The sequence below is a fragment of the Nocardioides sp. genome (assembly GCF_025964975.1).
Classification (GTDB): domain Bacteria; phylum Actinomycetota; class Actinomycetes; order Propionibacteriales; family Nocardioidaceae; genus Nocardioides.
The window spans coordinates 39,250-51,486 of sequence record NZ_JAOPXV010000180.1; the positions used below are offsets into that span (position 1 = coordinate 39,250).

Annotated in this window: 11 protein-coding genes and 1 pseudogene; 4 read left to right on the plus strand and 8 right to left on the minus strand. The window is 71.3% G+C overall.

Annotated features, from left to right (window positions below; translation table 11 throughout):
- Window position 1 precedes the first annotated feature (1 nt).
- Entirely contained in the window at window positions 2–1,504 is a 1,503-nt protein-coding gene (locus JWN68_RS13865) for a dihydrolipoamide acetyltransferase family protein (RefSeq protein WP_297739893.1), read from the plus strand.
- 58 nt (window positions 1,505–1,562) lie between these two features.
- Here the strand turns inward: JWN68_RS13865 and JWN68_RS13870 are convergent, their stop codons facing one another.
- From JWN68_RS13870 to JWN68_RS13885, 4 genes are all read right to left on the minus strand, one after another.
- Complete coding sequence (locus JWN68_RS13870; protein WP_297739895.1) at window positions 1,563–2,531, minus strand: NAD-dependent epimerase/dehydratase family protein; 969 nt, start codon at window positions 2,529–2,531, stop codon at window positions 1,563–1,565.
- 74 nt (window positions 2,532–2,605) lie between these two features.
- Window positions 2,606–3,052: a MarR family transcriptional regulator gene (locus JWN68_RS13875; protein WP_297739896.1), complete on the minus strand. Its 447-nt coding sequence runs from the start codon at window positions 3,050–3,052 to the stop codon at window positions 2,606–2,608.
- A 256-nt stretch (window positions 3,053–3,308) separates the two neighbouring features.
- The gene (locus JWN68_RS13880) at window positions 3,309–4,829 is read right to left on the minus strand and encodes a M1 family metallopeptidase (RefSeq protein ID WP_297739898.1); all 1,521 of its coding nucleotides are present in this window, start codon (window positions 4,827–4,829) and stop codon (window positions 3,309–3,311) included.
- A gap of 17 nt (window positions 4,830–4,846) precedes the next feature.
- Window positions 4,847–5,392: an RNA polymerase sigma factor gene (locus JWN68_RS13885; protein WP_297739900.1), complete on the minus strand. Its 546-nt coding sequence runs from the start codon at window positions 5,390–5,392 to the stop codon at window positions 4,847–4,849.
- 20 nt (window positions 5,393–5,412) lie between these two features.
- Between JWN68_RS13885 and JWN68_RS13890 the strand changes: the two genes are divergently transcribed.
- The gene (locus tag JWN68_RS13890) at window positions 5,413–6,840 is read left to right on the plus strand and encodes a serine/threonine-protein kinase (RefSeq protein ID WP_297739902.1); all 1,428 of its coding nucleotides are present in this window, start codon (window positions 5,413–5,415) and stop codon (window positions 6,838–6,840) included.
- A 17-nt stretch (window positions 6,841–6,857) separates the two neighbouring features.
- On the opposite strand, the gene JWN68_RS13895 is transcribed toward JWN68_RS13890, so the two are convergent.
- Window positions 6,858–7,490, minus strand: coding sequence for a hypothetical protein (locus JWN68_RS13895; protein WP_297739905.1), 633 nt, complete (start codon window positions 7,488–7,490; stop codon window positions 6,858–6,860).
- A gap of 42 nt (window positions 7,491–7,532) precedes the next feature.
- Between JWN68_RS13895 and JWN68_RS13900 the strand changes: the two genes are divergently transcribed.
- Entirely contained in the window at window positions 7,533–9,428 is a 1,896-nt protein-coding gene (locus JWN68_RS13900; protein WP_297739907.1) for a penicillin-binding transpeptidase domain-containing protein, read from the plus strand.
- Window positions 9,429–9,437: 9 nt separating this feature from the next.
- Here the strand turns inward: JWN68_RS13900 and JWN68_RS13905 are convergent, their stop codons facing one another.
- Genes JWN68_RS13905 through JWN68_RS13915 form a run of 3 tightly spaced genes read right to left on the minus strand, consistent with a single transcriptional unit; the run spans window position 9,438 to window position 11,781 of the window.
- Window positions 9,438–10,319: a sucrase ferredoxin gene (locus JWN68_RS13905; RefSeq protein ID WP_297739909.1), complete on the minus strand. Its 882-nt coding sequence runs from the start codon at window positions 10,317–10,319 to the stop codon at window positions 9,438–9,440.
- The gene (locus JWN68_RS13910) at window positions 10,316–11,566 is read right to left on the minus strand and encodes a cupin domain-containing protein (RefSeq protein ID WP_297739911.1); all 1,251 of its coding nucleotides are present in this window, start codon (window positions 11,564–11,566) and stop codon (window positions 10,316–10,318) included. The genes JWN68_RS13905 and JWN68_RS13910 overlap by 4 nt, the downstream gene beginning before the upstream one ends.
- Window positions 11,566–11,781: a hypothetical protein gene (locus tag JWN68_RS13915; protein WP_297739913.1), complete on the minus strand. Its 216-nt coding sequence runs from the start codon at window positions 11,779–11,781 to the stop codon at window positions 11,566–11,568. The genes JWN68_RS13910 and JWN68_RS13915 overlap by 1 nt, the downstream gene beginning before the upstream one ends.
- 151 nt (window positions 11,782–11,932) lie before the next feature.
- Here JWN68_RS13915 and JWN68_RS13920 point away from each other — a divergent pair.
- Window positions 11,933–12,237 (plus strand): annotated as a pseudogene (locus JWN68_RS13920) (amidohydrolase); the annotation flags it as partial.

The following is a 12,237-nucleotide window of genomic DNA, read 5'->3' on the forward strand; positions in this document are numbered from 1 at the left end:
GATGGCTGACTTCAAGCTGCCCGACGTCGGCGAGGGCCTGACCGAGGCCGAGATCGTCTCCTGGAAGGTCAAGGAGGGCGACGTCATCGAGATCAACGACATCATCGTCGAGATCGAGACCGCCAAGTCGCTGGTCGAGCTGCCCTCGCCGTACGAGGGGACCGTGCTCGCCCTGATGGTCGCCGAGGGCGAGATGGTGCAGGTCGGGACTCCGATCATCTCGGTCGGCTCCGCGTCCGACGCCGCCGCTCCCGCTGCTGCGGCCCCGGCGGCCGCTGCGCCCGAGGTCGACCTCTCCGACATGGACCTCTCCAACCCGGCCGCCTCCGGTGGCGGTGAGGGCGAGTCGCTCGTCGGCCGCAACAAGGCCGAGCGCGGACCTCAGCGTCGGGCCCGTCGCGGCCCGGCGTCGCCGTCGACCGCGGCCGGTGCCCAGGCACAGATGCAGGTGCAGGGTTCCTTCGCTCCTGGTGGCGCACAGTCCGAGGAGGTCGCGGCCGCCGACGAGCCGGCCGTCCCCGCGACGTCCGCCCGTCCGGCACCCGCCGCCGCGCCCGCCGAGGCGCTGGTGCCCCCCGCCGCGCAGTCCCCGAGCGAGGTGCGCGCGCTGGCGAAGCCGCCGGTGCGCAAGCTCGCCAAGGACCTCGGCATCGACCTCAAGACCCTCACCGGGTCCGGTCGCAACGGTGTCATCACGCGAGCGGACGTCGAGGCCGCGACCTCGACGGCCGCGTCCGGGACTGCCCAAGCTGCTCCGGCTGCGACGGGTGTGCTCCAGGTGGCTCGCCCGGGCGAGCGGGAGACCCGCGAGCCCATCAAGGGCGTGCGCAAGATGATGGCGCAGGCCATGAGCCAGTCGGCCTTCACCAGCCCGCACGTCACCGAGTGGATCACGGTCGACGTGACGGCCACCATGGAGTTCGTGGCGCGGTTGAAGAAGCGTCGCGAGTTCAAGGACGCCAAGGTCAGCCCGCTGCTCGTCCTGAGTCGCGCGGTCATGCTGGCGATGAAGCGCACCCCCGAGATCAACTCCTTCTGGGACGACGCCGCCCAGGAGGTCGTCTTCAAGAACTACGTCAACCTCGGCATCTCCGCAGCGACCCCGCGGGGACTGGTCGTGCACAACATCAAGGACGCCGACCAGCTCTCGATGCTCGGGCTCGCCGGAGCGCTGGCCAGCCTGACCGCCACCGCCCGCGAGGGCAGGACGCAGCCGGCCGAGATGGCGGGCGGCACCTTCACGATCACCAACGTGGGTGTCTTCGGCGTCGATGCTGGTACGCCCATCATCAACCCGGGCGAGGCTGCGATCCTGTGCTTCGGCGCGGTGCGCAAGCAGCCGTGGGTCGTCTCCAAGGACGGCGTGGACGAGATCGTCGTCCGCGACATCACCACCTTGGCGCTCTCCTTCGACCACCGGCACATCGACGGCGAGAAGGGCTCGCGCTTCCTCGCCGACGTCGCCGGGATCCTCGAGGACCCGGGCACGGCGCTGCTCTTCTGAGAGCGACCGTGTGGTTTCCCTGTCATCCGATGACCCGGAAGCCACACGGTCGGCTGCGTCAATCGCTCTCGGCGGGCGATGCCTCCCGGGTGTGCCAGGCGGCCAGGACCTCGGCCTCGCGCTCGGTGCTGATGCCGACGGCCGTCTCCCCGAGGGTGTCGCGGGCGGTCTCCGCGATCGGCCGCAGACGGAGTCCGGCAGCCAGCGCGGGCTGCGGGGAGTGGGACATCATGCCGTCGTACTCCGCTCGCGGCAGCCACAACGGGACCGACCCCTCGCCGGCCCAGGGCTCCACGCCCTGCTCGGTCAGGAAGTCCGAGTCCACCCAGGTGAACGACGGCTCGGCTGCCACGCCGTCAGCTGCCTGCGACAACAGGTCCCGCAGCGGCATCAGCTCACCGACGGCGTCGAAAGCGCCGGTGGTCCGCGTCTCGCACGCCTCGAGGATCCACGCAGCCAGGTCGCGTACGTCGATCACCTGGACGACGTCGTCAGGCGACCCCGGCGCCAGCACCTCCCCGCCCCGGGACAGCCGGTCGGGCCAGTAGGAGAACCTGCCGCTCCCGTCGCCGGGACCGACGATCAGGCCGGGCCGCACGATCATCGACGTGCTGGCGCCGGCCGACACGATCTCCTCGCAGGCGACCTTCATCGGTCCGTAGGCCTCCGGGTCCTCCGTCAGGTCGACGTCGGCGGTGACCGGTTCGACGAGTGGCCCCATCGCCGACGAGCCGTTGTCGGCGTAGACGTTGATCGTCGAGACGAAGACCCAGTGGGCCTCCGTGACGGCTTCGACTGCGCGGCGCACGTGCGAGGGCAGCCGCGCGACGTCGACGACCGCGTCCCACGTGCCCTCCCTCAGCTCGGCCGGGGCGTCCTCGGTGCGGTCCCACGGGAGGTGGGTCGCGCCGGCAGGCACCGGGGACGAGCCGCGGCAGGCGCAGGTGACGTCCCAGCCGCGCTGGACCGCCTGCTCCGCCACAGTGCGGGAGAGGAACCTGGTGCCGCCGAGGACGAGAAGTTGCATGGCGCCACCTCACCTTGCCCGCGCGCCCGGGGCAAGGGGGGGTTCACTCTGGGCGGAACGTGCGTCACCCCTCCCTACCAGGCTGGACGCAGCGGACCGGGCACGCCGATCACCCGCAGCGCCTCCTGGAGGTGTTCGAACTGTGCGGGCGTCAGCTGGTCACGCCACCGCTGCAGGGTGTCTGCCGCGGCGGCGTCGGCGGCCTCCGTGCAGGCCCAGCCCTTCTGCGTCAGCACGAGCAGCCGGGACCGTCGATCTGCCGGGTCGGTCTTGCGACGGAGGTAGCCACGCTCGACCAGGTGGTCGGCCAGCTGGGCCGCCGCCTGCTTCGTGACCCCCAGATGGGCGGCGAGCTCGGATGCCGTGGCCGGGCTCCCGCTCAGCCGGGCGAACGCATAGCCATGGGCGGGGCGGACATCGGTGAAACCCCTGGCCGCCAGTCCCTGCTGGATGCCGTCCACGAGCTGGCTGGCGACCCGGAGGACCGCTGCGGCCAAGGCAGGGTCGTTGTTCGTCGTCATGGGTCCATCGTGAGACGATGGACAAGAAGCTTGACTATATAGACACGTTACTTGGCTATATAAGGCATCGTGCCTGTCATTCGTCCGACCGACGCCGTCCCGGAGACGTCGTCCTGGTCCCGGCAGGCAGTGAGCTCTGCGTGGACGCCGGACCGCAGGGAGCGACGGCGTGGGTGACCACGACCCCGGGCCTCGAGGCTGTGATGTCGGACGGCACTCGGCTCAGCCCGCCGTGGGTCCGCTGACCAAGGATTCCTCAAACGCCCGGCGCTGGCGTGGTCGTCCCCAGGATCCACGCGTCGAAGAAGGCGGACAGCTCGAGCCCGGTCTCCTTCTCCCAGTGCTCGTAGATGTCGTCGCGGGTCACGGACCTGTTGTCGTTGGCCGTCAGCCACGAACGGGCGATCGCGAAGAACTGGTCGTCGCCGAGCTCGAGGCGCAGCTCGTTCCACATCAGGGCCGGCGAGTAGTAGACGTTCGACCCGGCGAACTGGGTCGGGTCGTAGGCGCCCGGAGGGCCGTACTCGTCGCGCAGCTGCTGGTCGATGCCGCGCCAGCTGTCGGTGGTCGCGCTGATCTTGGCGCCGTCGTGGTCGGCCTCCCACAGCCCCTGCATCAGCATCGTCATGCCCTCGTTGAGCCACACGTCGCTCCAGTCCGCCGGCGAGACCTGGTCGCCGTACCACTGGTGGACGAGCTCGTGCACGATCACCTCGGGTTCCCGGACGTACTCGTTGTTGCCGATCGTGACCAGCGTCTGGGTCTCCATCGCGGACTGCGAGTCGGTCGCGACGATGCCGGCCGAGCTGAACGGGTAGGGCCCGAGGCGGGACTCGATCCAGTCGATCGCAGCGCCCCCGGCCCGCATGGCGTCGACCACGAGGGGCTGGCCACGGGGATACCAGTAGTCGAGGGTCACGCCGCTCTTCGACGTCTGGGCGGCGTGCGCGTAGTCACCGATCGCGAGGGTGACGAGGTAGGACGCCGCGGGTTCGTCGAGCTGGAACTCCGTCGTGCGCCGGCCGTCCTCGGTCGTGTCGCCGACGAACCGTCCGTTGGCGACGCCGGTCCACGGCTCAGGGACAGTGACGGAGATGTCGTAGAGCGCCTTGTCGGCCGGCTGGTCGTTCACGGGGTACCAGCTGTAGGCGCCGTACGGCTCCTGCATCGTCCACACCTCGCCCCGGTCGGTGACCGTGAAGCCGACGGTGGAGAAGTCCCTGCGCGTGGTGGGGGCCGGCACCGGGCGAGGCTTGCCCGCGTAGGAGACCACCAGCTCGTGCCGGTCGTCGGTGACGATCGGCGCTGTGACGACGAGGTTCTTGCCGCGATGGGTGTACGCCGCCTCCTGCCCGTCGAGGGTGAGGCTCTCGACCTCCAGGAACGGGGAGAAGTCGAGACCGAACTTCTTCGCGTCCCGAGCGGCGCGGAAGGTGATGGTGGAGGTGCCGGTCAGCGACCGTTTCGTCGGGTCCCACGACAGGTCGAGGTCGTAGAGCAGGGCGTCGACGTCGGGCCCGCCGACCGCCGGATAGACCGAGTCCTCGACGGGGGCGCTCAGGGCGAGCAGAAGGTCGGGCTCGGTCCGCTCGTTCAGGGCCGGGGTCCCAGCCGGTGCGGACTCGCCCCCGGTGTCGGTGGGGGTGGAGGGCGCGGGGGCGGCCTCGGACGAGGACGCAGATCCTGGCTCGCGCTCGTCGTCCTTGTCGGAACCGGAGCCGCCGGCCGAGCACCCGGCGAGCAGGCCGGCTGCGACGGCGAGCGCACATCGCCTCATCCCCCGTCGCGTCATCATCACTCGCCCCGGAGCAGGGGTCGCGCGAGCTTCCGGCCGTGGTGGATCTGCGCCTTCACCGTCCCGAGGGGCACGTCGATGAGCTGCGCGATGTCCTCGTAGGCCATGCCGTAGACGTCGCGGAGGAGCAGCGGCTCGACGTATTGCGGGTGCTCCTTCTCGATCGTCTCCATGGCGTCGAGGAGGTCCAGCCGGGTGCCCGCGATGACCGAGGTGGTGCGCGGATCGGGTCGGTCGTGCTTGCCACCCTCGAAGTCGGTGGGCACGGCCTGGTTCTTCAGCTTGCGGTAGGTCGTGCGCGCGCTGTTCAGCGCCACGACGTGCATCCACGTGGTGAAGCGGCCGCGGCCGTTCCACGAACCGATCTTCGTGGCGACGTTGAGCAGCGCCTCCTGACAGGCGTCCTCCGCGTCGCCGGAGTAGGGGAGGACCCCGCGGCAGACGTTGAGCGCACGGGGGCGAACTGCCTCCAGAAGGCTCTCCAGCGCAGCACGGTCACCCTCGCGGGCGCGCCGCGCGAAGTCATCGATGTCGTCCGGAGTCACGCCTGCAACATAATGCAGGTGTGTCCGTCCCCTCCCGTCTTGGTCGCTACCCCGTGCGGCGTCGCATCGGGGCGGGCGCATTCGCGACGGTGTGGCTGGCCTACGACGAGCAGCTGGACTGTCCCGTCGCGATCAAGGTGCTCGCCGAGAACTGGACCGAGGACCTTCATGTCCGCCAGCGCTTCGTCGAGGAAGGCCGCTTCCTGCGCAAGGTCGAGTCGCCCCACGTGGTGTCGGTCTACGACGCCGGCGAGCTGGAGGACTCCCGTCCGTTCCTGGTCATGTCGTATGCCGACCAGGGCACGCTCGCAGACCGCCTGGACGTCGAGCCGCTGACCGTCCCGCAGGCGCTCCATGTCATCGGGCAGATCGGCGCCGGGCTCCACGCCCTCCACCGGCGTGGCGTGCTGCACCGCGACGTGAAGCCCGCCAACGTCCTGTTCCGCACCGTCGAGGTCGATGGGGCGCGGCAGGTCAGCGCGATGCTCGGCGACCTCGGTCTCGGCAAGGCGATGGACATGTCGTCGCGACTGACGATGATCGGCGGCACCCCGTCCTTCATCGCTCCTGAGCAGGCCCAGGGCGAGCCGCTCGATGGGCGTGCCGACCAGTTCTCCCTTGCTGCGCTGGCCTACCTGATGCTGGCCGGGCGGGCGCCGTACGACCATGCGTCGCTCAGCGCTGCCGCTGATCCCGGTCCGTTGCCTCCGCTGGACAACGGGCTGCCCGACGACGCGGAGAAGGTGCTCGCGACCGCCCTCTCGAAGGACCGGGCCGGGAGATATCCCGATGTGCCCAGTTTCGTCGAGGCCCTGAACAGCGCCCTCGTCGACCACGCCGAGGAGTCGCCGACCTGGATCCCGGTGGATGAGGACCTGACCAAGCCGGCGCCACGACCCGTCTTCACCCTCACGCCGCGTCGAGCGAAGCGGATGCTGGTGGCGGTCGGGGCCGCGGCCCTCCTCGTCGGTCTCGGGACGGGCTTCGCTGCCCAGCGCCTGCTCGACACCGAGCACACGATCTCGAGCTCGACGGGCAGCATCTCGGTCACGGTTCCCGACGACTGGACGCGAGCGGTCGACGCCGAGTCCTGGCGACCACCCGGTGGGGCAGGCGACGAGCCGTCGGTCTCGGCGGGGGACGCCGTGGGGTGGAACGAGAACCAGGAACCCGGAGAAGGCGTCTTCATCGGGGTGCTTCCCGGTGACTCGCTGCCGACCAACCTGCCGCGGCATCCCGAGTGCGAGGTCCAGCTCGGGGCCAGGGACGACCAGTACCTCGGAGACCAGGCCACCACGGTGGAGTTCACCGGGTGCACCGACGGTGGGATCACCATCGAGCGGGTCGTGCAGGTCAATGACGACCAGCTGCTGTGGGTGCAGGTGCGCGCCGCTGACCGCGTCGTCGCCTACGACGTCATCGAGTCCATCGAGACGTCCGGACTCTGAGGTGGACGTCACGGGCGTCAGTTGGTCCTGATGCCCCGGATGACCTTCGCCAGGAGCTCGCTCATGCCGGTGAGGTCCTTCTCCCGGCCCGTCACCGCGATCTCCGCCTCTGCCTGGTCGGAGTCGCTGACGTCCATCCAGGTGAGGAAGCCGAACCGGCGGTAGCCCTCGTAGAGGTAGTTGAACTCCAGCGAGTCATAGGTTCGTCGCGTCAGCTTGAAGTCGTCGAAGTCTCGGTCGAGCTCGGCGAGGGTGTCCTCGACGATGTCGGGGATCGCCTCGTGCTGCGACTTCACCTGCTCCACGCGGAGGACGAAGGTGTTGCCCGGGTAGCCGGACATCTTGTACTTCACCTCGTTGGAGCCGGACTCGAACCGGCTCCAGTCCACGGGCGCCGGGAAGACGAAGGCGTTGCGCCCCGACCCCACCATGACGTCCTCCATCACCAGGTCCGTCGGTAGGGCAGGCTCGGTCGGATCGTCCTGCAGGGCTGCCGTCGGATTGCCGGGGATGCTGGGGCTCGGCGCTGCCACCGGGGTGGGAATGCCAGTGGAGTCGGGATCCGCGGCGAGGTAGGAGGCAGCAACGAAGCCGCCGACGATGCCCGCCGCCAGCAACGCCACGATTGCGACGAGTCCCCGCAAACCCATGGGAGGCAATCTAGCCCTGCGGTCTCCCACTAGCGTGAGCGCATGCGTTCTCGGCTCGCTGCCCCTGTCCTCGCCCCTGTCCTCGCCACTGTCCTCGCGGCCCCGCTCGCGCTCACCGGTTGTCAGCTCCTCGGTGACGACGAAGGCCCGGGGGCGACGCTCGCTGCACTGCAGGACGGACTCACCTCGGGGGACCTCAGCGCTGTCGCCTTCACCTCCGCCGACCCGACCGACGACTACACAGTCGTTGTGGAAGGGCTCGGCGAGGTGGAGCCGGACGTGGAGGTGGGCGACGCCGAGGTCGCAGACGACACCGCGAGCGCGGAGGTGAGCTGGACCTGGGACCTGGACGGTGAGTCGTGGACCTACGCCACCTCCGCCGACCTGACGCGGGTCGAGGACACCTGGCAGGTGGCCTGGGCGCCGTCGCTGGTCGAGCCGTCGCTGGTCGAGGGGGAGCGGCTGGCCCTGCAGCGCACGAGCGCCGAGCGGGGCCGGATCACCGGGGCCGGGGACCGGGCGATCGTCGCGCCCCGGGACGTCGTCCTTCTCGGGCTGGACAAGACCAAGCTGACCGCCGACCAGGTGGCCGACGGCCAGGTCGCGATCTCCGCGCAGGCGATCGCCGAGGCGCTGAAGGTCGACGCTGCGGCGTACACCGAACAGGCCGAGGCGGCGGGGGAGAAGGCGTTCGTCCAGGCGCTCGTGCTGCGCGCGGAGGAGGCGACGACGCTCGTCCCGCCCCGCTACGCCGAGATCCCGGGCGCCGTCTCGCTCGCGACCCAGCAGGACCTTGCGCCGTCGCGCGGGTTCGCCGCCCCGATCCTCGGCAGCGTCGGCGAAGCCACTGCGGAGCTCATCGAGGAGTCGGCCGGTGAGGTCGAGGCAGGCGACGTGGTGGGTCTGTCGGGCCTCCAGGCACGGTACGACGACCAGCTCGCCGGCACCCCCGGTCTGACCGTCATCGCGGCCGGTGCGGACAACGACCGCGCCGTGCACGAGGTGCCCGCCGTGGCCGGAGCAGACCTGCGCACGACGCTGGACATCGACCTGCAGACCAAGGCGGAGTCCGCCCTCGCCTCGGTCGGGCCCCCCAGCGCGGTCGTGGCGATCCGCCCCTCGGACGGGGCCATCCTGGCCGCGGCCAGCGGACCCGGGAGCAAGGGCCTCAACACCGCGACGTACGGGCAGTACGCGCCGGGCTCGACCTTCAAGGTGGTCTCGTCGCTGGCGCTGCTCCGGACCGGTCTGCGGCCCGAGGGGCCCGTGCAGTGCCCGGCCAGCACCGTGGTTGACGGCAAGACGTTCAAGAACTACGACGACTACCCCGCGTCCGGGCTCGGCACGATCACGCTCCGCCAGGCCGTCGCCAACTCGTGCAACACCGCCTTCATCACCGCCCGCGACCGGCTGCGCGACGGCGACCTGGCCGAAGCTGCTGCCGCTCTGGGCTCGGGCGTCGATCACGACCTCGGGTTCCCCGCCTACTTCGGGCAGGTGCCGGCCCCCGAGGGGGAGACCGAGGCCGCGGCCGACCTGATCGGCCAAGGCAAGGTGCTGGCGTCGCCGATGACGATGGCGACCGTGGCGGCCTCGGTGGCCGCGGGTCGGGCCGTGCTGCCCGTGCTGCTGCCCGACCACGAGGTGACGCAGACCGCCCCGGCGGCGCCGTTGACGCCTGCGGAGGCCGGCGACCTCAGGGCGCTGATGCGGGCGGTCGTGACCGAGGGGTCGGCCTCGTTCCTCGCTGACCTGCCTGGCGAGGTGGGAGCCAAGACCGGCACCGCGGAGTACGGCTCGCCCGACGCGTCCGGCTCGCTGCCCACCCACACCTGGATGATCGCGACGCAGGGCGACCTCGCCGTCGCCGTCTTCGTCGAGACCGGGGAGTCGGGCTCCCGGACCGCGGGGCCCGTCCTGGAGCGCTTCCTGTCCTGAGCGGTCGCGTCATCCCGACTTGAGCGAGACCACGTCCCACTGGAGCGCCTGCGTCTCGCGGGGGGCCCGGCAGGTCAGCTGCGCCTGTGCTCGCCGGCTGCTCGTCACGAGCACGCGGACATCACGTGGCAGGGGCGCCGTACCGACGACCTCGACGGTCCACGTGCCCGCGTCGACGGTGCCGGTCTGCTCCACCAGCGCCGGCAGCGCGCTGGTGACCGGAGCCGGACCCCACCGCCGCAGCACTGCGGCCTGCGCCACCTGCTCGGCGGGATGCAGGCCCACCACGCCGCGCAGCCGGTCGACGTCGACGCGACCCTGCAGGTGGGCGGCCACCGTGGTCACCGACTGCTCGGGTGACATCCCCGCGTAGCAGGCGCCGTCGGGCAGCAGCAGCACGTTGGGCGCGAACCGGTCGCCGCCGAGGTGGCTGCACTCGAATGTCCCTTCCCGCCACTCCCGGGCGAGCGCTGCGGCGACGGGCCGGCCCTTGATCGCGCAGCAGACGTCGTGGACGCCGTGGGTGCACACAAGCACCAGCGGTCCGGGGTATGGCGCCCCGGCACCGGGCTCCGACGTGGCGAGCAGGTCGTCGGGGTGGTCCCACTGACCGGTCCGCAGCTCGCCTTCCACACACCTGAACCAGCGCCGGCGGGCCGGGTCGACGGACTCGCGCCGGCCCGCCTCCCGGCCGTGTGGCCGGATGAGCAGGATCCGCAGCCGAGGATGCTCGAGTCGCCGGAGGAGTGCTGTTGGCAGGTCGGTGTCGAAGGGGGCGTTCACCGGCCAGGGTCCGGGGTGCTCGACCAGCAGCCAGTCTCGTTGTGGCGGGGCAGTCCCGACGATGGGATCACCCCGCTCGAGGGCCCCGTCGGAGCAGCGGAAGGTCATCCGGCGACGACCAGTCCAGCCTCGATCAGCCGGCGTGCCGTGGTCGTCCCGAGCTCCTCGGCGAGGAGCACGGCGCCGGCCAGCAGGCGCTTGAGCACCGCCTCCGGCACGTCTCCCACCGGCACGGTCCCCGCCCGGGTGCGCAGCAGACGGTCGGCGCCAGTCGCGTCGAGGTCGGCATCGAGGTGCTGGCGGAGCCTGAGGGCCGTCGGCCCGGTCAACGCCGTGGCCAACGCGTGCTGCGCGAGGGGCCCGATCGGTTCCGCCCGCTGAGCAGCCCGGCGCTGGGCTCGCAGCCGGGCCGCGACCTCCGCCGGGTCGAGCTCCTCGAGAGCATCTCGGATCTTGGCAGCGACGAGCTCTGCGTCCAGCTGCTCGGGAGCCAGCGTGGTGCCGAGGTCGAGCGACGCCCGGGCGTCGGGGTCGTCGGCGAGAACCTCGAGGGCCATCGCGACGAGCTGCTCGGCCACGGAGTAGCGCGTCCAGCTGTGGACGCCCAGCGTCAGGTGGACGGTGACACCGCCCAACGCCGTGGCGGAGTGCAGGTAGCCGCGCGGGAGGTAGAGGACGTCGCCCGGCTCCAGCACGACGTCGATGACCGGCGCCTGCTCGGCGGCCGACGCGACCTCGTCGCGCCGGTCGGTCCACGGCTGGTCGCGCAGGGGCGACGGCAGCACCGGCGGGTGGATCGACCACCTCTTGCGCCCGCTGACCTGGAGGACGAAGACGTCGTGGACGTCGTAGTGGTCCGCGAAGCCCTGGTTGTCGGGAGGCGTGACGTACGCGTTGGCCTGGACGGGGTGTCCCAGGTCGGTGGCGAGCTGCTGGCAGAAGTCGATGACGGGCGGCCACGTGCGGTGGAGTCCCTGCAGGACGAGCGTGGAGCCGCCCGCGAAGAGAGCTGCGAGTTTATCGTCGCTGACCTGGTCGGCGATGCCTGCTCCCACGCCCCCTGGGGCCGTGAACGCCGTGTTGCCCAGGGTGGTGCCGTCCTTGGCGACGCGCAGGAAGGGCGTGCGCAGTCCCCGACGGCCGAGCAGCTCATCGACCGAGTCCTCGCTGAGCAGGTCGGCGAAGCCGGCAGGGTCCGCTGCGGCGTACGACGTGGCCTCGCGAGCCCACGTCGCCTGCGCGAACGACCCCACGTCACCGACGAGGCGCGCCAGCGCCGGCCGCTCGCCGAGGGTCGAGCCGGCGGGCCCGGGGTCGTCCCCGGGCCCGCCGTCATCAACGATCTCCTGCTGCATCAAGAAGTGCTGTCGGCACCGCTGTCAGCGCCACCATCAGCGCCGCCTGCGCCGCCTGCGCCACCGTCGGCCCCGCCGTCCGCGCCGCCATCGGCCCCGCCGTCAGCGCCACCGTCAGCGCCACCGTCAGCGCCACCGTCTGCCCCGCCGTCACCGCCCGGAGCACCGCCTTCGGCACCGCCGTCGGCCGGTTCTTCGATCTGGGAGTCAGTCATGTCGTCCTCCATTCACGTCGTGGCCGCGAGGGCCGTAAGTGCGACGCCGTGCAGCGCCGTCTCCCTCTGTATAGCGGGAACCGGTCGGCCTGCCCACCCCCCGAGGGAAGGCGCCGAGCTCCGCCCATGGCTACGCATCTAGCGTGAGCGCATGCGGTTCGAAGCAGTGCACCTCGTCTCCCTCACCGACCCCGCACCCGACGGGCCGGTCGACGTGACGCTCACCGACGGCGTCGTGAGGGCGATCGGGCCCGCAGCCGACCCGAGCGCCGACGGCGGATGGTTGATGCCGGGGCTGTGGGACCAGCACGTCCACCTCGGCCAGTGGTCACTGACGTCCGCACGGCTCGACCTGGCGCCGGCGAGGTCGAGCGCGCACGCGGTGGAGCTCGTCCGCGAACGGCTGGCCGAGTCCCCCGACCTGCCCGTCATCGGCTGGGGGCATCGGCCCACCGC